Genomic DNA, 22,137 nt, shown 5'->3' on the forward strand with positions numbered 1-22,137 from the left:
TCATGTCAGTGCCCTCCCCGGGCATCCTGGCGAGATCAAGGCGAGTCTCCTTTCAGCGTCGACACGATGACCTCGGCGGTGGACGGGCCGATGCCGGGAACCTCGCAGATCTCGGCGGCAGTGGCCTCGCGTAGCTTTTTCACGGAGCCGAAGTGCTTGAGCAGCGCCTGCCTGCGGGCCGGGCCGAGGCCGGGCACGCCGTCGAGCGCGCTCTCCTTCACCGACTTGGACCTCTTGGAACGATGGTAGGTGATGGCGAACCTGTGTGCTTCGTCCCGCACCCGTTGCAGCAGGTAGAGACCCTCGCTTGAACGAGGCATGATCACCGGCTGGTCATCGCCGGGCAGCCAGACCTCCTCCAGCCGCTTGGCCAGGCCGCACACGGCCACGTCGTCGATGGCCAGCTCGTCGAGCGCCCGCTGCGCCGCCACGGCCTGCGGGCCCGCGCCGTCGACCACGACCAGGTTGGGCGGGTAGGCGAACTTGCGCGGCTTGCCCGTCTCGGGATCGATGGGCCCGTGACCGTTCTCGTCGTCGGGGGCCAGCTCGCCGGTGGCGGAGCGTTCCTCCAAGTAGCGGCGGAACCGCCGCATGATCACCTCGTGGATCGAGGCGACGTCGCCCTCCTTGGTCTTGACGGCGAAGCGCCGGTATTCGCTCTTGCGCGCCAGGCCGTCCTCGAACACCACCATCGACGCCACGACGTTTTCGCCCTGCAGGTGGGAGACGTCGTAGCACTCGATGCGCAGCGGCGCCTGGTCCAGGCCCAGCGCGTCCGCGATCTCCTGCAACGCCCGGCTGCGGGTGGTCAGGTCGCTGGCCCGGCGGATCTTGTGCTGCGCGAGCGACTCCTTGGCGTTGCGTTCGACGGTCTCCATCAGCGATCTCTTGTCGCCACGCTGCGGCACGCGCACCTCGACGCGGGCGCGGCGCTGCTCGGTCAGCAACTCGGCGACGGCCTCGCTGTCGGGCGGCAGCTCGGGCACGAGCACCTCGCGGGGCATCGAGTCGGGGCTCGCCTCGGCGTACATCTGCAGCAGGAACTGCTCGACCAGCGCGCCCGGCGTGGTCTCCTCGACCTTGTCGACCACCCAGCCGCGCTGGCCGCGGATGCGGCCGCCGCGCACGTAGAAGACTTGTACGGCCGCTTCGAGCGGATCTTCGGCCAGCGCGATCACGTCGGCGTCGGTGGCCTCGCCGAGCACGACCGCCTGCTTCTCCAGGGCGCGCTGCAGCGCCTGGATGTCGTCGCGGAGCCGTGCCGCGCGCTCGTATTCCTCCTCGGAGGCGGCCTCGCGCATCTCCTTCTCCAGCCGCTTGATGAAACGGCTGGTGTTGCCCGCCATGAAGTCGCAGAACTCCTCGGCCAGGTCGCGGTGCTCCTCAGGGGTCACCCGGCCGACGCACGGCGCCGAGCATTTGTCGATGTAGCCGAGCAGGCACGGCCTGCCGATCTGCCCGGCCCGCTTGAACACCCCCGCGCTGCACGTGCGCACGGGAAACACCCGCAGCAGCAGGTCGACGGTCTCGCGAATGGCCCACGCATGCGAATAGGGCCCGAAATAACGGGTGCCCTTACGCTTGGCCCCGCGCATGACCTGAACCCGCGGGAAGTCCTCGCCCATGGTGACCGCGAGGTAGGGGTAGGACTTGTCGTCGCGGTATTTCACGTTGAAGCGCGGGTCGAACTCCTTGATCCAGGAGTATTCGAGCTGCAACGCCTCGACTTCGGTGCCGACCACGGTCCAGTCGACGTCGGCGGCCGTGTCGAGCATCGACCGGGTGCGCGGGTGGAGCGCGGCGAAATCGGCGAAGTACGAGTTGAGCCGCTGCCGCAGGCTCTTGGCCTTGCCCACGTAGATCACCCGGCCGCGCGCGTCCCTGAACCGGTAGACCCCCGGGGAATCGGGGATCGATCCCGGTTTGGGCCGGAAACTCAAGGTGTTGCCCGCTGATCTCGCCACACTTCAAAGCCTAGTAGCCCACACCGACAAGGTGGCCCGCCGTGCTTTTCACGCGCACGACGGGCAAACTCCACCCTGTACGGGATACGTGGCTAGGCGAGCGTGATCTGGTCGCCCTCGACCTTGATCTGCTGCTCCGGCAGCGGTTTGTCGGCCGGCCCGTCCGCGACGGCACCGTCGGCGATGTTGAACTTGCTGCCGTGACACGGGCAGTTGATGGTCCCGCTCGAGACGCTGCCGACCGTGCAGCCCTGGTGGGTGCAGACCGCGCTGAACGCCTTGAACTCGCCCGAGGTCGGCTGCGTGACCACGATCTTCTGATCCTTGAAGACCGCGCCACCGCCGACGGGGATGTCGGCGGTCTTGGCCAGCGCCCCACCGGCTTGCGGCGCGCTGGACGCAGGAGCACCCGATTCCGTGGCGCCACTGGCGGGTTGTGCGGTGTCGGTGCCGCCGCCACAGGCAGTGATCGCCAGCGCCAGGCCACCCGCTCCTACGCTCGCGATCACCGCCCGGCGGCTCTGAAGGTCATCTCCCATGCGCTCACCCAACCGCACCCAGGTGAGAAATTCATGAGACGCGGACTAGGCGAGCCTGATCTTGCCGCCGTCCACGGTGATCTTCTTCTCCTTGAGCGGCTCGCTCGCGGGCCCGTTGGCGACGGATCCGTCCTCGATCTTGAACTTGCTGCCGTGGCAGGGGCAGTTGATGGTCCCGTTCGAGACGGTGGCGACCGTACAGCCCTGGTGGGTGCAGACCGCCGTGAACGCCTTGAACTCTCCGTCCACCGGCTGCGTGACCACGACCTTCTGTCCTTCGAAGACCTTCCCGCCTCCTGAGGGAATGTCGGCGGTGTCGGCCAGCGCCTTCTTCGCCGTCTTCTTCTTCGGTGCGTCGGACGACGCTTCCTCCTCCGCCGGCGGCTCCGCGCTCGCTTCCGTCGTCGGCGAACCGTAGCTCGCGCACGCCGTCAGGACCGCCGCGAGCCCGGCGCTCCCAGCGCCGAGCACCATCGCTCGGCGCGTCGTTTCCGTCATGGTGCGTCCTCCCAGATTGTTCTTACTTCAGGTACGGCCAGCGCCCTCGCGCCGGTTCAGCGTGCCCGAACCCAATCCGGCTAACTACGCACAATTACCCATTGGCCTGCTCAGACGACCACGATGCCGTCGCCCTCGACCTTGACCTGGAACGAGGCCAGCGGGGCGGTGGCGGGTCCCTTGGTGGCCTTCCCGCTGTCGGCGGCGAACTCGCTGCCGTGGCAGGCGCACCTGATGACGTTCTCCTTGGGGGCGCTGACCGCGCAGCCCTTGTGGGTGCAGACCGAGCTGAACGCCTTGTAGACGCCCTGCGTGGGCTGCGTAACCACGACGTTCAGGTCCTCGACCAGCGTGCCGCCGCCCACGGGCACGTCGGCCGTCTTGGCGATGACCTTGCCCTTGATGCTCGGCTGGGCCTTGGCGCCGCCCGTACCGCATCCCGCGAGTGCCAGCCCGCACGCCGCGACCCCGGCCACCCCCAGCATCTCGCGCCGCGCGTATCCGTTCCGGGGCCCGTTCTCGGGCATGGCTCCGCCCCGCTCCGTAACCGTCATTTTTTGCCGACCCTCCGCGTCTCCGCTGACCCCCTGCAGGTCAGGTCGTTACCAGACCTCAACTTTATTGGCGCCACCCCTCGGTCCGCCCATCGGGTACGGGTTGCCAGCCTCCGGCCCAGCTGACGTACCTCTGTCAGCACAGCCCTCCGGCCCGGTCAGCGCACGGTAGGCGGGCGGTCAGCGGCCCGGCTCAAGCTGCGCCCATGACTCCGCACACGCCCGCCACGACCTCCACCGCTCCTGCGACGCCCCCACCCGCGTCCCCCGCCAAACCTTCCCGGCCGCGCCCCCGCTGGTGGCGTCGCCCGTGGATGGCGCCGCTGGCGGTGGTGGCGGCCGCGTTCCTCGCGTTCTCGCTACCGCCCTACCTGTCGATGGACCCGGCCCAATCCCGAGTGCCCGCCCCGGACTTCTTCCCGCCGCACTTCGTGATGCTCTCTCTGCACGTCGTCTTCGGCTCGGTCGCGATGATCACCTGCTGCCTGCAGATCTGGCCGTGGTTCCGCCGGCGCCACCCCCGGGCGCACCGTATGATCGGCCGCGTGTACGTCTTCGGCGGCTGCCTCCCCAGCGGCCTGCTGGGCCTGGTGGTCGGCGTGGCCACCCCGTTCGGCCCGATCACGATGGTCAGCGACGTCCTGCTGGCACTCCTGTGGCTGAGCTGCACGCTGACGGGCTGGCGGATGGCCAGGCAGCGCAGGTTCGTCGACCATCGCCGTTGGATGGTGCGCAGCTTCGCCCTGACCATGTCCATCATCACCAACCGCCTCTGGGGCGTCGTGCTCGTGATCCTGCTGTCGCCGCAGCTGAACACGACGTTCCACGGCGACGAGGCGCTGCTGGTCAGCACGGTGGCGGCCCTGGGCGCCTGGCTGGGCTGGGTCCTCCCGCTGCTGCTGGCGGAGTGGTGGCTCGAACGCGGCGACGTCGCCAAACGCCGCCGCGCCCGCGCCGCCCGCTGACTTCCCCCTCAAAACCCGAGCGCGGACCTCAGAACGAGAGGATCTTCCGCAGGAACCGCCCCGTGTGGCTCTCATCCACGAGCGCCACCTCCTCAGGAGTCCCACTGGCCACCAACGTCCCGCCACGGGACCCACCCTCGGGCCCCATGTCGATGATCCAGTCGGCGGTCTTGATGACATCCAGGTTGTGCTCGATGACGATCACCGTATTCCCGCCCTCCACCAGCCGCCCGAGAACCCCCAGCAACCGCCGGATGTCCTCGAAGTGCAGCCCGGTGGTCGGCTCGTCGAGCACGTAGATAGTCCGCCCCGTCTGCCGCCGCTGCAGCTCGGAGGCGAGCTTGACCCGCTGCGCCTCCCCGCCAGACAAGGTGGTGGCCGGCTGCCCGAGCCGCACGTAACCCAGCCCCACTTCGTTGAGCGTCTGCAGGTGGCGCTTGATCGCGGGAATGGCCTCGAAGAAGCCGAGGGCCTCCTCGATGGGCATGCCGAGCACCTCGGCGATCGTCTTGCCCTTGTAGTGGACTTCCAGCGTCTCCCGGTTGTAGCGGGCGCCGTGGCAGACCTCGCAGGGGACGTAGACGTCCGGCAGGAAGTTCATCTCGATCTTGATGGTGCCGTCGCCCGCGCACGCCTCGCAACGCCCGCCCTTGACGTTGAAGCTGAACCGCCCCGGCTGGTAGCCGCGCACCTTCGCCTCGGTCGTGGCCGCGAACAACTTGCGTACGTGGTCGAAAACCCCGGTGTACGTGGCCGGGTTGGAGCGCGGAGTCCGCCCGATGGGCGACTGGTCGACATGGACGACCTTGTCCACCTGATCCATGCCGTTGATCCGCGAATGCCGCCCCGGCACCGTACGGGCGCCGTTGAGCTCCTTGGCCAGCGCGCTGTAGAGGATGTCGTTGACCAGCGTGGACTTCCCGGACCCCGACACCCCCGTGACCGTCGTGAACACGCCCAGCGGGAAGTCGATGTCGACCCCCTGGAGGTTGTGCTCCCGCGCCCCCTTCACGGTGATCTGCCGCTTCTTGTCGCGCTTGCGGCGCTTGGCCGGAATCGGAATGCTCCTACGCCCGGACAGGTACTGACCGGTCATCGACTCCTCGCTGGCGAGGAGGTCCTGCACGGTGCCGGACACGACGACCTGGCCACCGTGCTCGCCAGCGCCCGGACCGATGTCGACCACCCAGTCGGCCGCCGCGATCGTTTCCTCGTCGTGCTCGACCACGATCAGCGTGTTGCCCATGTCGCGCAGCCTGACCAGCGTGTCGAGCAGCCGCATGTTGTCGCGCTGGTGCAGGCCGATGGACGGCTCGTCGAGGACGTACAGGACGCCGACCAGACCGGAGCCGATCTGCGTGGCCAGCCTGATCCGCTGCGCCTCGCCACCCGCCAGAGTCGCCGCGGCCCGGTCCATGGTGAGGTAGTCGAGGCCGACGTCGAGCAGGAACCCCATGCGGGCGTTGATCTCCTTGACCACCCGCTCGGCGATCTGCATGTCGCGGTCGGACAGCTTGAGCGCCGCCAGGAACTTCGCGCACTCGCCGATCGACATGGCCGACACCTCGGCGATCGACCTGCCCGCGACGGTCACCGCCAGGGTGACCGGCTTGAGCCTGGCCCCCTTGCAGGCCGGGCACGGGATCTCACGCATGTAGCCCTCGAACCGCTCGCGGGCCGAGTCGCTCTCCGCCTCCGCGTGCCGGCGCTGCACCCACGGGATGACGCCGTCGTAGGTGGTGTAGTAGGAGCGCTGCCTGCCGTAACGGTTGCTGTAGCGTACGTGCACCTGCTCGTCGTGGCCGTACAGCAGGGACTTCTGCGCCTTCTTCGGCAGCTTCTCCCACGGCGTGTCCAGCGTGAACCCGACCGCGTGGCCGAGCGCCTCGATCAGCCTGGCGAAGTATTCGCTGGTGTGGCCGCCCGACCAGGGGTGCAGCGCGCCGTCGCCGAGCGCGCGCTCGGGGTCGGGCACCACCAGGTCGGGGTCCACCTCCATCTTCGTGCCGAGCCCCGTGCACTCGGGGCAGGCGCCGAACGGCGAGTTGAACGAGAACGAGCGCGGCTCCAGCTCCTCGAACGACAGGTCGTCATAGGGGCAGTAGAGGTGCTCGGAGTAGAAACGCTCGCGGTTGGGGTCGTCCTCGGGCAGGTCGACGAACTCGAGCGTGATCGTGCCGCCGGACAGCTGCAACGCCGTCTCGACCGAGTCGGTGAGCCTGCGCACCGCCGACTCCTTGACCGACAGGCGGTCGACGATGACCTCGATGTCGTGCTTCTCGTATTTCTTCAGCGTCGGCGGCTCCTCCAGTCGCACGACGGTGCCGTCGACCCTGGCCCTGGCGAAGCCCTTGGTCTGCAGCTCGCGGAACAGCTCGGCGTATTCGCCCTTGCGACCGCGTACGACCGGCGCGAGCACCTGGAACCTGGTGCCCTCCTCCAGGTCCATCACCCGGTCGACGATCTGCTGCGGCGTCTGCCTGGCGATAGGCCGCGCGCACACCGGGCAGTGGGGCTTGCCGATGCGCGCCCACAGCAGCCTCAGGTAGTCGTAGACCTCGGTGATCGTGCCAACGGTCGAGCGCGGGTTTTTGCTGGTCGCCTTCTGGTCGATCGACACCGCCGGCGACAGGCCCTCGATGAAGTCGACGTCGGGCTTGTCCATCTGGCCGAGGAACTGGCGCGCGTAGGCCGACAGCGACTCGACATAACGCCGCTGGCCCTCAGCGAAGATCGTGTCGAAGGCCAGGCTGGACTTGCCCGAGCCGGAAAGGCCGGTGAAGACGATCAGCGAGTCTCGCGGCAGGTCGAGCGAGACGTCCTTGAGGTTGTGTTCTCGTGCACCACGCACGATCAGGCGGTCTGCCACGGCGATCCCGGAAGTCGAAAGGCGGATAGGTCCGAGGGGGATGGTAGACGGGGGCTCCGACAATTTCGGCGGCCCGATCCACGACCCCCGAAAATCCGTCCCCCACAGGTTACGGCCATCTGCCACCCCGGCAGGAGCCCTTCAGCATTCAACCATCTGACCTGCAGCGTTATGCCCGCCTCCCACCTCGTACCCCTAAATGATGAAATATCCAGACATGACGGTCTTACCCGTGCTGCAGGCCGAGCTGGCCTCGGCGCGAATCGCCGGTCCGCGAGATCATCGACAGCTGGCCCGGCCTCGGACCGGGTCCCGCCGTCGAAGGGACGCCGGCCGACATGCTGGCCTGGCTCACCGGGAGGTCGGACGGCAAGGGCGTTAGTCTGGTGCCCGTGGGGCAGTCGTTCATACCCGGCCCCGGGGGCACAGGGCTTCCAGAGCCGCCGCCGTGGCTGACGATGCCGGCCCCCGCTGATCTGCCCACGACGCCCCCAAAGGACTATCGATGACCTACACAGGTGACGTCCAGGTCGGCGGTCCCGCCGACGTGCGAGAGCTGCCCGCGCTGACGATCTGCAAGCTCGCCGTCGGCCCGTACGACAACAATGCCTACCTGCTGCGTTCCACCGAGACCGGCGACGGCCTGCTCATCGACGCGGCCGCCGACTCCGACCGCCTGCTCGCCCTGATAGCCGACCAGCCGGTCGGCTCGATCGTCACCACGCACCAGCACGGCGACCACTGGCAGGCGCTGGAGCAGGTGACGAAGGTCACAGGCGCCCAGGTGATCGCCCACCCCCTCGACGCGCCCGCCCTCCCCCTCCCCGTGGGCCGCACGGTGGAGAACGGCGACACGATCGCCGTCGGTCCGATCACCCTGGAGGTCATCCACCTGCGGGGTCACACGCCGGGCTCGATCGCCCTGCTGTACGACGGCGGCGCGGCGGGGCAGCACCTGTTCACGGGCGACTCGTTGTTCCCCGGCGGCGTCGGCAACACCTGGAAGGACCCGGAGCGCTTCAACCAGCTCTACAACGACGTGGTCGAGCGCGTCTTCGACCGCCTCCCGGACGAGACCTGGGTCTACCCGGGCCACGGCAAGGACACCACGCTGGGCGCCGAACGCCCGTCACTCCCGGAGTGGAAGGCCCGCGGCTGGTAGCCGCGTACATACCGGACCCTCTCATGGATCGGCCACCGGCCGATCGCCCGCCACATGTACGGCTCGCCGCCCCGCACCCGCGCGGGCGGCGGGCCTGACAAGGTCACTGGCGGGCGGCCAGGACGTGCACGATCCGCTCGGCCGCGAGGGCGGGATCGTCGGCCAGGCCGACGACCTCGCCCCACGACCACCGGTAGAACCACCCCTCGGAGAGCGGCACGCAGTCAATGGTCTCGGCCAGTATGACCGTGTCGGGATCGCTGATCCGCAGGGCGGGCGGGTAGGACCGGAGCGTGGCCGTCAACCCGCGCTGCTCCAGCTCCGTGGCCAGCTTGCCGAGATAGTACGTGCGCGTGTGCTCGCGCGGCGTGGCCGACATGGCTCCATCAAAGCCGAAGAATGCTGAAAAATCCTGTCAGTTGCCGATGCGCTCGGCTTCCTTGCGCTGCTCGCGTTTGTAGAACAACACCCGCAGCGGAATCGCCGCCACGAGCGCGATCTGCATGCTCGCACCGATCTTGATCGGCAGGTCGCCACCCTCGGGCCAGGCGACCCAGAACGTCAGGAACGCCACGTTCACCATGATCCAGCCGAGCACGACCGCCGCGAGTTGCCCCTTCGGCTTCGGATATTCGATCCGGCTGACCATCAGCCACGCCACGCCGAGCACGGCCAGCAGGGACCAGATGCTGGGCTGGAACAACAGCACGATGGAGATCACGGTCATGGCGCCCATCGGGATGGGCAGCCCCATGAAGTCGCCACTCTTGGTCTTGACGCAGGCGAACCTGGCCAGGCGCACGACCCCGGCGACCAGCACCGCCACCGCCGCGCCGACCACCGCCGGGAACGGCACCTGGTTGGTGAACCCGGCCCAGATCACGACCATGAACGCGGGCGCGAACCCGAAGCTGATCACGTCGGCCAGGTTGTCGAGCTCGGCGCCCATCGCGGAGGCGCGGAAGCGCCGCGCGACGAGGCCGTCGAACAGGTCGCACGTCGCGCCGATGAGCAGCAGCACGATGGCGGTGGCGAAGTAGCTCGGATCGGGCGTGAAATGACCGCCGACCTGGAGCTGCTTGATGGCGGAGTAGGCGAGGACGCACACGGCGAGGAACCCGCAGACCGCGTTGCCCAGCGAGAGGGAGTCGGCGGCGGACAGGCGGAACGCCTTGCCGACGGGACCACGAGGCTCGTCCTCGTCCGCCTGCCAACTGCCGGCGTCAGCCGCGGTCAATTCTGGTCACCCCCGCAACCGTCTTCTCCCCCACGGACACCGCGGGAGCCATTCCTTCGGGAAGGTAGATGTCGACCCTCGAACCGAACCTGATGAGCCCGATCCGCTCGGTCTGCGTGACCTTCGCGCCCGCGCTCAGGTATGGCACGATCCTGCGCGCCACAGCGCCCGCGATCTGCACCATCTCGATGTCGCCGAGCGCGGTCTCGAAATGCCACACCACGCGTTCGTTCTGGTCGCTGTCCTTGTTGAAAGCCGGCAGGAACCCACCTGCCACATGCTGCACGGATGTGACATTTCCCGCAAGAGGGGCCCGGTTGACGTGTACGTTCAGCGGGCTCATGAAGATCGCGACTCTGGTGCGGCCGTCCGGCCACGGGTCGATGCTCTGCACCACGCCGTCGGCGGGCGACAGGACGCGTCCCTCGCCCGGCGTGCGATCGGGGTCGCGGAAGAACCAGAGCATGCCGCCGGTGAGAGCGCTCAGCGGCACCGCCGCGAGCGCCCATCGCCGGTCCTTGCGCGTCAGCAGCGCGGTGGCGACCGCCGCGGCCGCCGTCGGGAAGAGCCACGGGGAGACCCCGCGCGCGAGCCTCGCGCGGCTCGGCTTAGCAGAATCGTCTGACACGTACAACCTTTGGTGGAGACTGGACTGGGCGCTTTGCCGTGATGCTACAGAAACTAGCAACTATTACACGGCGCAACTACACAAGCAAAGCGCCTCGAAGCCCTTTTCGCTAGACCTGCTCCGGGTGCGGTTCCTCGCCCTTGCGCGCGTCCATGCGGGCTTTGATCAGGCTCGCCACAGTGGTGATGACCATGGTGGCGCCAATGACCGAGAGCGACACCCAGATGGGAATTTCGGGCGCCCAGGAGACATGGCTGGCATGCAACGCCTCCAATACCAGCTTAACCCCGATGAACCCGAGGATGAACGCCAAACCGTAGCTGATGTAGACGAGCCGCTGGAGGAGCCCGCCCAGCAGGAAGTAGAGCTGACGCAGCCCCATCAGGGCGAACGCGTTGGCCGTGAAGACGATGAAGGGGTCCTTCGTGAGCCCGAAGATCGCGGGAATCGAGTCGAGCGCGAACAACAGGTCGGTGCTGCCGATGGCGACCATCACGATGAGCATGGGCGTGACCATGCGCCTGCCGTCGATCTTGACGGTGACCTTCGATCCGACGTACCCCTCGGTGGTGGGGAATGCCCTGCGCACCCACCTGAGCAGCATGTTCTCGTTGAACTCCTCTTCATCACCCTTGAGGTGCTGGCGGACGATGTTGACCGCGGTGTAGACGAGGAAGGCGCCGAACACGTAGAACAGCCAGCTGAACCGCTCGAGCGCCGCGGCCCCGAGCGCGATGAAGATGCCGCGCATGACGAGCGCGAGCAGGATGCCGACGAGCAGGACCTTGTGCTGGTACGCCCGCGGCACGGCGAACCTGCTCATGATGATGAAGAAGATGAAGAGGTTGTCGACGCTGAGGCTGTATTCGGTGATGTAGCCGGCGAAGAACTCACCTGCCTTGGCACCATCGAACGTGGCCCACAACACCAGTCCGAACACCGCGGCGAGGACGACGTAGAACGTCACCCAGTAGCCGGCCTGCCGCATGGAGAACTCACGGGCTTCTCCACGATCGACAATCCACAGGTCAATGGCAAGAACGACGATGAGGCCGCCGATGACGGCGATCCAGGCCCACACGGGTACGCTCACTCAAACCCTCCGGCGTGCACGACTCACTGCCGGAGGTCTCTCCCGCCCGCCAAACCTGCGGACCGGCAGCCCCGGGGGCCCCGTGGAGTGGGGCTACACCGTGATGACGAGGCTGTCGCGAAGGGATACTCCCCTCCCTTAACCCAGGCAGTATATGAGAACGCCCCGACCGTACCTAATCATCCGTTCGGTCTCCGCTGCGGTAAACACCCAGCACGCTCTCCACGACATCGTCGCCGTCGGGCATCTCCCGCCCCCGCCGCGCGGCCGCCGCCGCGAGCGTTTCCGCAGCTCCCGGCTCTGCGAGCAGCTCCCGTACGGCCCCGCGCAACCCTCCGACGTCCCCGTAGCGAACGAGGATCCCGGCGTTCCCCAAAATTTCCGGAATTCCCCCCACTTTGGTGGCGATAACCGGCTTGCCCGCCATGAGTGCCTCACGGAGGGTGAGTGGTTGCCCCTCCCACCGGCTCGGCATCACCAGGGCGACGGCGGCACCCAGCAGGTCCGGCACGTCATCCCGGTTTCCCAGCAGCGTCACGGGAAGCCCTTCGGCGCCGATCCTGGCCTGCAACTCGCCGCGCAGGGGCCCTTCCCCCGCGACCACGAACAACGGCGCCGGAGCCCCCTCGATCCCCGCGTCCGCGTTCCACGGCCCGGCGGCGACGTCGAGCAGCGTCTCCAGCCCCTTCTGCTGGGCGAGCCTGGCAATGGTCAGCAAAATAGGCCGTTCCCCGGCCTCCAGCTCGTCCCTGACCTCCTGAGGGGTGCGCTTGGCGGGGGGAAGCACGGGCGCGCCCACCACGGCGGCCCGCACGTCCCTGGCGCCCAACGCGACCATCCGCTCGCCGAGATCCGGCGACACCACCAGCACGTGATCGGCCCGCCGGGCCACGATCCGCTCCAGCACCCCATAGACGACCCCGACGAACCCACCGGCCGTCAACGCGTTGTGCAGAGTCACGACCAGCCCCTGCCCGCCGCCATGCCCGGCCTGCGCAGCCCGCTGCCCGCGGCCACTTCCCGCCTCCGCAGCATCGCGCCTGCCCACGGCCTCTCGGCCACCGAACCGTGCCCGCAAAGCGGCGAGCGCCTTCCACCCGCCCCTCTTCCCCAGCGCGGCCAGCGCCCCGGCCCTCAGCCCGTGGGCGTGCACGACATCGGCGTCGCGCGTCAACCGTCTGATGGCGAGCACGGCACGCAGGTCGTTGACGGGATGCGGCCGGTCCGAGACGGTCACATCCACGAACCGAGCCCCCGCCCCGGCGAACGAGAACTTCTCCTCAACGCTCCGAGGCCCGACGACGAGCACCTGATTCCCCCGCCGCACCAGCCCTTCCACCAGCATGAGGACATGCCGCCCCGTCCCCCCGGACGTGGTGCCCAGCACGAAAGCCACCCGCACGACAAGCTCCTTCCTCCACGACTTCCCTCACGACTTCCCCTATGACTTCCCTCACGACTTCCCCCATGACGACCCAAGCCGATACGACGCGTCCACAGCGCCGGCTCAACCGGTCCACCACAGCGTCGGCTCACCGCCCCTCCCACACCACAGGCCCAGCCTCGAGCGGCCCGACGGCACCGTCTCAACCGGATCCGCCGCGCCGTAGCAGTCCGGCCACCGCACCGGCATCCGCGCGGTCCACCAGCGCCACGACCACCGCCCCCACCACCAGCGCCACAAGGGCGGCCAGCACGGTGGCCCACACGTTCGGCCAGATGCCCCGGACCCCGAGCCACCCCACGACACCGGCCCCCGCCAGGTACCCCAGCAGCCCCCCAGCAGCCGCGGCACCGCCAGCCCGGAGCAGCCCGGCCACGGCCCCGCTCCCCCGGGCCCGCGCCACGGAGCCGAGCAGCAGCGCTCCGCCCACACTCATGCCCACACTCATCCCGAGCGCCATCCCCCCGATCTTCCACTCTCCGGGCAGCACCAGCACGAAGACGGTCTGCGCGACCATCACCACGACCCACCCCGCCACGGTCCCCGTGGCGGCCTGCCTGCCGCGACCGGCCGCGTACAGCACCCGGCTCAGGTGGGCGATGAGCCCATAGCCCACCAGCCCCGGCGCGAACAGCGCGATCGCCGCCGCCAGCTCGGGCGCGGGCACCTCGCTCCTGGACCCCAGGAACACCACGGCACCGGGCCCCGAGGCGGCGGCCAGCACACCGGCGGCCAGCCCCGACACCAGCACCACGGCCCGCGTCGTGCGAGCCGCGAGCGCCGAGAACGCCACCGGGTCGCCCGCCTGCGCGGACAGCCGGGGAAACGCGCTGGTGGCAATGGGTACGGCCAGCACCGCGTACGGCACCAGATAGATCGCCCACGCGTAGTTGTAGACGGTGATGGCCCCGTTGCCGATCTGTTTGTTGGACAACACCAGCACCACGATCATGGCGGCCTGCTGCGCCAGGAGGGCGGCGATCCCGGCCACGGCGAGCCGGCGCACCTGCCCGGCCACCCCGTCGGGGAACCGTAAGGTGGGCCGCCACCGCGACCCGAGCCGGGCCACCGGCCCGATCACGGCCAGCACCAGGGACAACACCCCCAGGCTCGTCCCCACCGACAACGCCAGCTCGGCCGGCCCGGGGACCGCGGCGGGATCGATCACCCCGCCGCTGAGCGGCACGAACAGCAGGTAGGCCACGATGACCACGATGCTGGACACCAGTGGCGCGACCGCGGGTCCGGCGAACCGATGGTGGGACTGCAGCACGCCGTAGAGGACGACGGCGACGCCGTACAGGGGGATCTGGGGGGCGAAGACGACCAGCATCCGGGTGGCGACCGCCGTCACCGCGCCCACGTCCTGGCAGCCGTCGATGGCCGTGCCGAAGAACAGCCCGATGATCGGCCCGGCGAACAGCGCGGTGAGCGCGCCCAGCGGCACGAGGATGACGACCACCCACGTCAGTAGCGCCGAACTGATCCGCCCCACCCGCGCCGACTGGCCAGTGGAGCGAGAGCCGGGGGTCTCCTCCCGCGAGGCCCGCCCGGCCGCCCCGGCGAGCACGGGCACGACCATTCCCGCCAGGGCCCCGCCGACGACCACCTCGAACACGATGTTGGGGATCTGGTTGGCCGTCATATAAGCCGTGGACAAGCAGTTGGTGCCGACCGTCTGGGCGAAGGCGTACTGCTTGGCGAAGCCCGCGATGCGGGCCAGCACGGTGATCGCCCCGATGAGCATGGCACCGCCCGCCACGCCCCGCGCGGTCACGACCCCCACAGTGCCTCCACGTCGCCTCCCCGTCGATGGCTGACGCAGAACATCCTGGCAGGCCCTACCGGCAAACGCGGGGTCACACAGGGTCGACGGGACGGCGGCCGAGCATGTCGAGGCGGTTGAGCACCGGGTTTCCGGCGATGACCTTGGTGAAGCTGACCTTCTCCGCGGCCGCCGTCAGCACCACGACGGTGCCCAGCAGGGCATAGCGGCCGGGGCGGCCGAGCCTGGTGACGGCGGCGAGCCCGAGCAGCGCGCCGAGGGAGTTGGCGCCGGCGTCGCCGAGCATGGCGCGCTCGCCGAGGTCGTCCGGCAGCAGCGCCGCGGCGGCCCCCAGCGGGATGGCGGCGAGCGCGGCGGAGGCCGGGGAGCCGCGGAAGAGAGAGGCGGCGAGCAGCGGCCCGCCGGTCAGCAGGCCCACCTTGATGGCGCGGCCGGGACGCAGGTCGAAGAGGTTGGCGAGGTTCGCGGCGCCGGCGATGGTGGCGCCGTTGACCAGGGTGTCGACCGGTCCCTGGGAGACGAGGGCGGCGGCGCCGAGCCCGGTGGCGCCGATGCCGAGGATCTTGACGGCGCCGCTGGTGACCTCGCCGCGAGCGAGCGCGGTCAGGTGCCCTTTGAAGCCCTTGGAGGAGGTGGTGCCGTAGAGGTCGTCGTACGCGCCGAGCGCGCCGCTGCCGACGCCCGCGACCAGGGCGGCCAGGCGCAGGCGACCGGGCAGCCCCGGCGTGAGGGCGGCCGCCGCGCTGGAGCCCGCCACGAACGCGGGGCCTTCGAGCAGCGTGATGGGCTCTCCGCGGTGGTTCTTGCGCGTCCAGCGGCCACTCAGGTCGGCCGGCCGGTTACGGGTGAACGCGGCGTAGGCGGCGCGGGCGGCCGCGGCGCCGATCGCGGCACCGGCGAGGGCGTAGAGCAGGCCACGGGCCCGGCTGGCAGGCATGTCAGCTCCCTGACTGGGTGGTGGGGGACGGGGTGGCGGACGTCACCGGAGGCTGGGGCGCGGAGGCTCCCTTGCCGATGCCGTACTGGCCGGCGCGACCGTTGAGTTGTTCCCGGAGAGAGTAGACGATCACGACGCGGCCCACGGGCATATCGGCCGTATCGACGGTGGAGACCCTCTTGGAGATCTCGCTCTCGTCGCGTACCGCGTTGATCACGTCTCCGGGGACGGCGGCGGCGACGATGGACCCGGCGAGTACCGTGCCCTTGCCCGCCACGTCGATGCCGTCGGCCACCGAGACGAGCGCGCCCGCCTGGGCCTCGGCGTCCTCGCCTTCGTACGGCCGCTCGGGAGCGATCATCACGGCGAGCGTGGCCCGCTTGCCCGGCTCTCCTTCGGTGCTGAGCAGCCCGCCCGTCTCGAAGGCGCTGATCACGTCGCCGGTGGCCGGGTTGGGCGTGCCCACCTGGGCCTGGTCGTTGGTGACGAAGGCGGCGCCGAGCAGCGCGGCGGCCCTGTCCCAGGTGGTGGCCGTGGTCGGGAAGATCATGTTGGCCGGTTTGAGCTGGTTGACCAGGCCGTCGATCACGCCCGTGCCCTTGGGGTCGAGGAACTTCTCCGTGAACGTGACCCGCCCTGAGATCTCCGCGCCCGCCTGGCCGAGCACCTGCTGTACCGCCTCGCGGACGGCGGTGCTGGAGCCGGGCGTCTCGATCAGCAGGATGCGCTGCCCCGTCAGGTCGCCCGCCACCGCGTCCGGCGTCATGGAGGAGATGAAGGCGTCGTTGCCCGCCTCCCTGCCGCGCAGAGTGTCGAGGTCGGCCCGCAGGCCGTTGTTGGTGTTGGTCAGCTCGTCGCTGGTCCTCCTGGCCAGCTCGATCGCGGGGTCCTGGAGCAGCGTGGTGCCCATGACGATGCCCACGGCCAGCGCCAGGAAGATCGCGACGATGGAGACGAGGTGATAACGGAAATCGATCACGAGAAGAGTCCGACCAGCCAGAAGATGAACGCGTTCCAGGCGTCTTGCACGCCGTTCAGCCAGGTGCGGCCGATCGACGAGGAGAAGAGCGCGACGCTCATCGTGATCAGCGCGGTGATCACGAGTAGCAGCAGCTGCTGGGTGGAGATGCGGCTGCGGTAGAGCCTGCTCACGCCCTTGGCGTCGACGAGCTTGCTGCCGATGATCAGGCGGGTGAGAAAGGTGCTGGCCATGCCGGAGCGCCCCTTGTCGAGGAACTCCTCCAGCGTGCCATGGGTGCCGACCGCGACGATCAGCTCGGCGCCCTTGTCGTCGGCGAGGATCATGGCGATGTCCTCGCTGGTGCCGGTGGCGGGGAAGATCACCGCTTCGCGGCCGAGCTGGTGCACCCGCTCGAGCCCGGGGGCCCGGCCGTCGCGATAGGCGTGTACGACGAGTTCGGCGCCGCAGGTCAGGGCCTTGGTGGAGACCGAGTCGAAGTCACCCACGATCACGTCGGGCAGGTAGCCGGCCTCCATCAGCGCGTCGGCCCCGCCGTCGACGCCGATGAGGACGGGCCGGTATTCGCGGATGTAGGGGCGGAGGGTGGCGATGTCTTCCTTGTAGTGGTATCCGCGTACCACGATGAGGACGTGCCTGCCCTCCATCGAGGTGCGGATCTCAGGCACGCCGACCCCGTCGATGAGGAGCTTGCCCTCACCGCGGACGTATTCCATCGTGTTGACGGCGAAGGCCTCGATCTGGACGGCGAGCCCGGCACGGGCCTCGGCCATGGCCGACTCGACGGCCTGGGTGGTCTGCTGCTCGCCCTTGCCGACGATGTCCTCGTCGAGGTAGACGACCCCGTCGCTGAGCCGGACGACGTCGCCGTCCTGGACCCGCTCGAACAGCTCCTGGTTGGCGTTGTCGACGAACGGCACGCCGGCTTCGAGCAGGATCTGCGGCCCGAGGTTGGGATAGCGGCCGCTGATGCCGCAGGCGACGTTGACGACGGCCGCCGCGCCGCATGCGACAAGTGCCTCCGCGCTGACCCGGTCGACGTCTACATGGTCGATAATCGCAATTTCACCGGGCTGGAGGCGTTTTGTCAGCCTCTTGGTACGCCGGTCGATTCTCGCCACTGCTGTCACACCGGGAAGGTCACCGACCTTCCTACCGCGGAGGCCCGGCATCCTGCTTCCCGGAACCTTCATCATGACCATCCTGCCAGAGCGAAACAGCGCAGAGGCCACGCATTACGCGGCGTGTCCACTATGTCACCCAGGATCACCGATCTGCCGCTGCGAGCCCCAGCAGCTCTTCCGCGTGCGCCCGGCCCAGCTTGGAGTCCTCCAGCCCGGCCAGCATGCGGGAGAGCTCGCGTACGCGTCCCTCGTGGTTGAGCGTGACGACGCCGCTGCGCACGACGCTGCCGTCGCTCGCCTTCTCCACCACCAGATGCTGGTCGGCGAACGCGGCCACCTGCGGCAGGTGGGTGACGACGACCACCTGGGCGGTGCGGGCGAGCCTGGCCAGCCGGCGCCCGATCTCCACCGCCGCCTTGCCGCCGACTCCCGCGTCGACCTCGTCGAACACGAACGTCGGCACCGGATCCGCGCCCGCGAACACCACCTCGATCGCGAGCATGACCCGGCTCAGCTCGCCGCCGGACGCGCCCTTGTTGAGCGGCAGCGGGGGCGCGGCGGGATGCGCGGCCATCCGCAACTCCACCTCGTCGACGCCGTCGGGACCGAAGTCGTCACTGCGGCTGAGCTCGACCACGACCCTGGCGTGGGGCATGGCCAGCGCCGTCAGCTCCTCGGTCACGGCCTGGCCGAACCGCTCGGCGGCGGCCTGACGCACCCCGGTGAGCTCGGCGGCCATCTCGGTGAGCCGGGCGGTCAGCTCCTCGTGCTCGCGGGTCAGCTCCTCGATGCGCTCGTCGTCGCCTTCGAGCTCGGTCAGGCGGGCGGCGGACTGTTGCGCCCAGGCCAGAACACCCGCGCTGTCTTCGGCATATTTCCGTATCAGTCCGGACAGCACCGACCGGCGCTCCTGCACAGCCGCCAGCCGCGCGGGATCGGCCTCGATCGACTCCGCGTACGCCGCCAGGTCGGTGGCCACGTCGGAGATCAGATATCCGGCCTCGGCCAGCCGGTCGGCCACGGATGCGAGCTGGGCGTCGAAGTCGCGTACCACCTCCACGGCCGCCCGCGCCTCGCCGAGCAGCGAGATCACGTCGTGGGGGCTGCCCACCGCCTCCATCGGGTCGCCGAGCAGCGCCGTGTGGGCGCTGGTCGCGGCGCTGCGCAGGGCGTCGGCGTGCGAGAGCCGCTCCTCCTCGCCGCGCAGCTCGGAGTCCTCGCCCGGCTTGGGATCGACCTTCTCGACCTCCTCCAGGCCGAAGCGCAGCAGATCGGCCTCCTGCGCCCGCTCCCTGGCCCTGGTGGTCAGCTCATCGAGCAGCGCGCCCACCTGCTTGTGCCGTTTGTACGTCTGCGAGTAGGCCCGCAGCGGCTTGACCAGGTCGTTTCCGGCGTATCTGTCGAGCGCAGCGCGCTGCCTGGCCGCCTGGAGCAACCGCTGCTGGTCCATTTGCCCGTGCACCGCCACCAGGTCGTCGGCCAGGTAGGTCAGGGTGCCGACGGGCACCGTGCGCCCGCCGAGCCAGGCCCTGGACCTGCCCTCGGCCGAGACGGTGCGGGAGATGATCAGCTCGCCGTCCTCGATCTCGCCGCCGATGTCCTCGACCTGCTGGGAGACGCGCCCGCCGGGTTCGATGATCAGCGTGCCCTCGACGCTCACCCGGTCGGCCCCCGGTCGGATGCGCGAAGGATCGGCCCGGCCGCCGAACAGCAGCCCGAGCCCGGTGACGACCATCGTCTTGCCCGCGCCGGTCTCGCCGGTGACCACGTTGAAGCCAGGCGAAAGCTCGAGAACGGCCTCGTCGATGACGCCGAGCCCCTGGATGCGGACCTCCTCGACCCTTGGTCGCACTGCCCACTCCCGTTCACTGCCGTGTCTGATGGCCACACGGATCGTTTCCGAACACCTGCGCCCACGTGATCCTACGCGCTCTCCCCTCCATTGACTCAGGGTCGCACCCTTCCGCGCCACCCCTGGACAGGAAGCTCGAACTTGGCGACCAGCCTGTCGGTGAACGGCGCGCCCGTGCTCTCCACACCGTGCAGGCGCGCCAGGCGTACGGGCTCTGCTCCCCTGCGTACCTCGACCCTCGTGCCCGACGGCAGCTCGAAGCGGCGGCGGCCGTCGCACCACAGGACGCCGCCCGGCGTGTCGGGCAGGATCTCGACGGCCAGCGTGGACCGCGGGGAGACCACCATCGGCCTGGCGAACAGCGCGTGCGCGCTGATCGGCACCATGAGCAGCGCCTCCACCTCCGGCCACACGACAGGACCGCCGGCGGAGAACGCGTACGCGGTCGAGCCCGTCGGAGTGGCGCAGATCACGCCGTCGCACCCCCACCTGGACAGCGGCCGGCCGTCGATCTCGGCGACCACCTCCAGCATGCGCTCCTGCTTCTCGACCGTCGCCTCGTTGAGCGCCCACGTGTCGGCGAGCACCCGGCCGTTCAGCCTGGCGAGAACATCGATCGTCATCCGCTCTTCGACGTCGTAACGCCCCGCGACGACGCTGTCGACCGCCTCGGCCAGGTCGGCGACCTCCGCCTCGGCCAGGAACCCGACATGTCCGAGGTTGACCGCCAGCAGCGGCGTGCCCGCGGGCTTGGCCAGCTCGGCCGCGCGCAGCAGCGACCCGTCGCCGCCGAGCACGATCATGACCTCAGCGTCCTTGGCCGCGCTCGGGTCGCCGGTCACCGCCTGGGCCCCGCCGCAGCCGATCTCGCGGGCCTCGGTGTCGAGCACCCTGACGTTGATGCCGGCGTCGACCAGCCGGTTGATGACCAGGCGGGCGCTCTCGACTGCGGCGTCACGCCCGGTGTGTACGGCGACCAGAACGGTCCGGTTCATTGCGGCCCTTCCGCGACGGCACGGTGGATCTCGGCTTCGAGGTCGGCGACCGGCGGCTCGCCCTCACCCTTGCCCAGCCAGAGCAGATATTCGACGTTTCCCGACGGTCCCGGCAGCGGGCTGGCGGTCACACCGCGTACGGTCAGGCCCAGCTCCCGCGCCTTGGCGGCGACGTCACGCACGGATCGTTCTCGCAGCTCGGGATCCCGTACGACGCCGCCCGCGCCCACGAGGTCCTTGCCCACCTCGAACTGCGGTTTCACCAGCATTACGAAGTCGGCCCGCGGCGCGGCGACCTCGGCCAGGGCGGGCAGCACCAGCCGCAGCGAGATGAACGACAGGTCGCCCACCACCAGCGTGGGCGGCTCGCCGACCATGGCGGGGTCCAGGTCGCGGACGTTGACGCGTTCCATGACCGTCACCCGCTCGTCGGTGCGGAGCGACCAGGCGAGCTGGCCGTAGCCGACGTCGACGGCGAGCACGTGGGCGGCGCCGTGGCGCAGCAGCACGTCGGTGAACCCGCCGGTGGAGGCGCCCGCGTCGAGGCAGCGGCGGCCTTCCACGGACAGTTCTTCGAACGTTTCGAGCGCGCCGAGCAATTTGTGCGCTCCCCGCGAAACGTAGTCCGGGCCGTGTTCCGAAGCCGCCACGACGATGGCGGCAGCGGTGTCGACCTGGGTGGCGGGCTTTCCGGCCCGCTGGCCGCCGACGGAGACCCGGCCGGCGTCGATGAGCTGGGCCGCCTGCTCACGCGACCTGGCCAGGCCCCGGCGTACCAGCTCGCTGTCGAGGCGGATCCTGCGGCTCACGGCCGTCCCATGGCCCGCTCGTCCGCAGCCTGCCCGTCTACGGCCTGCCCGTCCACGGCCTGCTCGGCTACGGCGGCGAGCGTGGACTCGAGCCCGGAGAACGCCTCGTCGAAGACCGCCACGTGCTCGCTCACGGGCAGCTCGCCCAAGCGGCCGAGGCCGGTCACGATGGCGTCGACCCGCTCGTCGCCGGTCCCCTCCGGCACCTCACTCATGACTCGACGGTAACGCCTCCCGCGAGCACCCGGGACCTTGGCAGGCGTGTTACGCGTTGAAGGTCATACGGGGGTGCTACTGATGTGGAACGCTACCGTCCGCAAAGGGAAAGAAAGGATGCGCATCATGGCAAGCGTCGAGGAGTGCCGGGCGGCACTCGCCAAGCTCGTCGCCCAGTTCGACGAGGTCGGCGAGGAGGACCGCGCCAAGCACGTGGTGGAGCGCACGGTCAGCTGCCGGGTTCCCGACCTCGGCGTGATCTTCTACGGCCGGCTGCACTACGGGGGGCTCGACCCGTTCACGGAGCAGCCGCCGGCGGACGGCAAGCCGGCCGACGTCAAGCTCACCATCGCCAGCGACGACCTGATCGCGCTGGTCGACGGGGAGCTGGACCTGGCGCGGGCGCTGCTCGGGGGGCGGGTGAAGATCGACGCGAGCTTCGGCGACCTGCTGCGGCTGCGCAGGCTGATCTGAGGGACCGTTGAC

At 69.5% G+C, this 22,137-nt stretch carries 21 protein-coding genes; 3 read left to right on the forward strand and 18 right to left on the reverse strand.

From position 1 onward, the window contains the following. Positions 1-35: 35 nt before the first annotated feature. The 4 genes from uvrC to ACFLIM_RS44410 form a co-directional block, all read right to left on the reverse strand. Entirely contained in the window at positions 36-1,940 is a 1,905-nt protein-coding gene (gene uvrC, locus ACFLIM_RS44395) for an excinuclease ABC subunit UvrC (RefSeq protein ID WP_393175863.1), read from the reverse strand. A gap of 116 nt (positions 1,941-2,056) precedes the next feature. Next, positions 2,057-2,503, reverse strand: a complete 447-nt coding sequence (locus ACFLIM_RS44400; protein ID WP_393175799.1) for a Rieske (2Fe-2S) protein — start codon at positions 2,501-2,503, stop codon at positions 2,057-2,059. 45 nt (positions 2,504-2,548) lie between these two features. Further along, on the reverse strand, positions 2,549-3,001 hold the full coding sequence (locus ACFLIM_RS44405) for a Rieske (2Fe-2S) protein (RefSeq protein ID WP_393175801.1): 453 nt from the start codon (positions 2,999-3,001) through the stop codon (positions 2,549-2,551). Between the two features lie 110 nt (positions 3,002-3,111). Then, complete coding sequence (locus ACFLIM_RS44410; protein ID WP_393175803.1) at positions 3,112-3,555, reverse strand: Rieske (2Fe-2S) protein; 444 nt, start codon at positions 3,553-3,555, stop codon at positions 3,112-3,114. A 206-nt stretch (positions 3,556-3,761) separates the two neighbouring features. Here ACFLIM_RS44410 and ACFLIM_RS44415 point away from each other — a divergent pair, with 206 nt between their 5' ends. Then, entirely contained in the window at positions 3,762-4,520 is a 759-nt protein-coding gene (locus ACFLIM_RS44415; protein ID WP_393175805.1) for a DUF2306 domain-containing protein, read from the forward strand. Between the two features lie 28 nt (positions 4,521-4,548). On the opposite strand, the gene uvrA is transcribed toward ACFLIM_RS44415, so the two are convergent. Continuing rightward, the gene (gene uvrA, locus ACFLIM_RS44420) at positions 4,549-7,389 is read right to left on the reverse strand and encodes an excinuclease ABC subunit UvrA (protein ID WP_393175807.1); all 2,841 of its coding nucleotides are present in this window, start codon (positions 7,387-7,389) and stop codon (positions 4,549-4,551) included. Positions 7,390-7,894: 505 nt separating this feature from the next. Between uvrA and ACFLIM_RS44425 the strand changes: the two genes are divergently transcribed. After that, positions 7,895-8,551, forward strand: a complete 657-nt coding sequence (locus ACFLIM_RS44425; RefSeq protein WP_393175809.1) for an MBL fold metallo-hydrolase — start codon at positions 7,895-7,897, stop codon at positions 8,549-8,551. Positions 8,552-8,654: 103 nt separating this feature from the next. On the opposite strand, the gene ACFLIM_RS44430 is transcribed toward ACFLIM_RS44425, so the two are convergent. From ACFLIM_RS44430 to ACFLIM_RS44490, 13 genes are all read right to left on the reverse strand, one after another. Further along, on the reverse strand, positions 8,655-8,930 hold the full coding sequence (locus tag ACFLIM_RS44430; RefSeq protein ID WP_393175811.1) for a hypothetical protein: 276 nt from the start codon (positions 8,928-8,930) through the stop codon (positions 8,655-8,657). A gap of 36 nt (positions 8,931-8,966) precedes the next feature. Beyond that, positions 8,967-9,788, reverse strand: coding sequence for a CDP-diacylglycerol--serine O-phosphatidyltransferase (gene pssA / locus ACFLIM_RS44435; RefSeq protein WP_393175813.1), 822 nt, complete (start codon positions 9,786-9,788; stop codon positions 8,967-8,969). Further along, entirely contained in the window at positions 9,775-10,416 is a 642-nt protein-coding gene (locus ACFLIM_RS44440; protein WP_393175815.1) for a phosphatidylserine decarboxylase, read from the reverse strand. The genes pssA and ACFLIM_RS44440 overlap by 14 nt, the downstream gene beginning before the upstream one ends. 109 nt (positions 10,417-10,525) lie before the next feature. Beyond that, positions 10,526-11,509 carry a TerC family protein gene (locus ACFLIM_RS44445; RefSeq protein ID WP_393175817.1) on the reverse strand — a complete coding sequence of 328 codons (984 nt, stop codon included), beginning with the start codon at positions 11,507-11,509 and terminating at the stop codon, positions 10,526-10,528. Positions 11,510-11,684: 175 nt separating this feature from the next. Continuing rightward, positions 11,685-12,911 carry a glycosyltransferase gene (locus ACFLIM_RS44450; protein WP_393175819.1) on the reverse strand — a complete coding sequence of 409 codons (1,227 nt, stop codon included), beginning with the start codon at positions 12,909-12,911 and terminating at the stop codon, positions 11,685-11,687. A 184-nt stretch (positions 12,912-13,095) separates the two neighbouring features. Then, entirely contained in the window at positions 13,096-14,730 is a 1,635-nt protein-coding gene (gene murJ, locus ACFLIM_RS44455) for a murein biosynthesis integral membrane protein MurJ (RefSeq protein ID WP_393175821.1), read from the reverse strand. An 82-nt stretch (positions 14,731-14,812) separates the two neighbouring features. After that, positions 14,813-15,676 carry a hypothetical protein gene (locus ACFLIM_RS44460; RefSeq protein ID WP_393175823.1) on the reverse strand — a complete coding sequence of 288 codons (864 nt, stop codon included), beginning with the start codon at positions 15,674-15,676 and terminating at the stop codon, positions 14,813-14,815. Between the two features lies 1 nt (position 15,677). Next, complete coding sequence (locus tag ACFLIM_RS44465) at positions 15,678-16,655, reverse strand: copper transporter (RefSeq protein ID WP_393175825.1); 978 nt, start codon at positions 16,653-16,655, stop codon at positions 15,678-15,680. Further along, on the reverse strand, positions 16,652-17,848 hold the full coding sequence (gene steA, locus ACFLIM_RS44470; RefSeq protein WP_393175865.1) for a putative cytokinetic ring protein SteA: 1,197 nt from the start codon (positions 17,846-17,848) through the stop codon (positions 16,652-16,654). The genes ACFLIM_RS44465 and steA overlap by 4 nt, the downstream gene beginning before the upstream one ends. Positions 17,849-17,921: 73 nt before the next feature. Beyond that, positions 17,922-19,631 carry a DNA repair protein RecN gene (gene recN, locus ACFLIM_RS44475; protein WP_393175827.1) on the reverse strand — a complete coding sequence of 570 codons (1,710 nt, stop codon included), beginning with the start codon at positions 19,629-19,631 and terminating at the stop codon, positions 17,922-17,924. Between the two features lie 95 nt (positions 19,632-19,726). Further along, on the reverse strand, positions 19,727-20,626 hold the full coding sequence (locus ACFLIM_RS44480) for an NAD kinase (RefSeq protein ID WP_393175829.1): 900 nt from the start codon (positions 20,624-20,626) through the stop codon (positions 19,727-19,729). Further along, a complete protein-coding gene (locus tag ACFLIM_RS44485) occupies positions 20,623-21,435 on the reverse strand; it encodes a TlyA family RNA methyltransferase (RefSeq protein ID WP_393175831.1) in 813 nt (270 codons plus the stop codon). The genes ACFLIM_RS44480 and ACFLIM_RS44485 overlap by 4 nt, the downstream gene beginning before the upstream one ends. Further along, positions 21,432-21,650 (reverse strand): hypothetical protein, encoded by a 219-nt coding sequence (locus ACFLIM_RS44490; RefSeq protein WP_393175833.1) that lies wholly within the window; start codon positions 21,648-21,650, stop codon positions 21,432-21,434. Before ACFLIM_RS44490 ends, ACFLIM_RS44485 begins: the two co-directional genes overlap by 4 nt. Positions 21,651-21,777: 127 nt before the next feature. Here ACFLIM_RS44490 and ACFLIM_RS44495 point away from each other — a divergent pair, with 127 nt between their 5' ends. Next, positions 21,778-22,125: an SCP2 sterol-binding domain-containing protein gene (locus ACFLIM_RS44495; RefSeq protein ID WP_393175835.1), complete on the forward strand. Its 348-nt coding sequence runs from the start codon at positions 21,778-21,780 to the stop codon at positions 22,123-22,125. Positions 22,126-22,137 lie beyond the last annotated feature (12 nt).

The sequence above is a fragment of the Nonomuraea marmarensis genome (genome assembly GCF_043197025.1).
Lineage (GTDB): Bacteria > Actinomycetota > Actinomycetes > Streptosporangiales > Streptosporangiaceae > Nonomuraea > Nonomuraea marmarensis.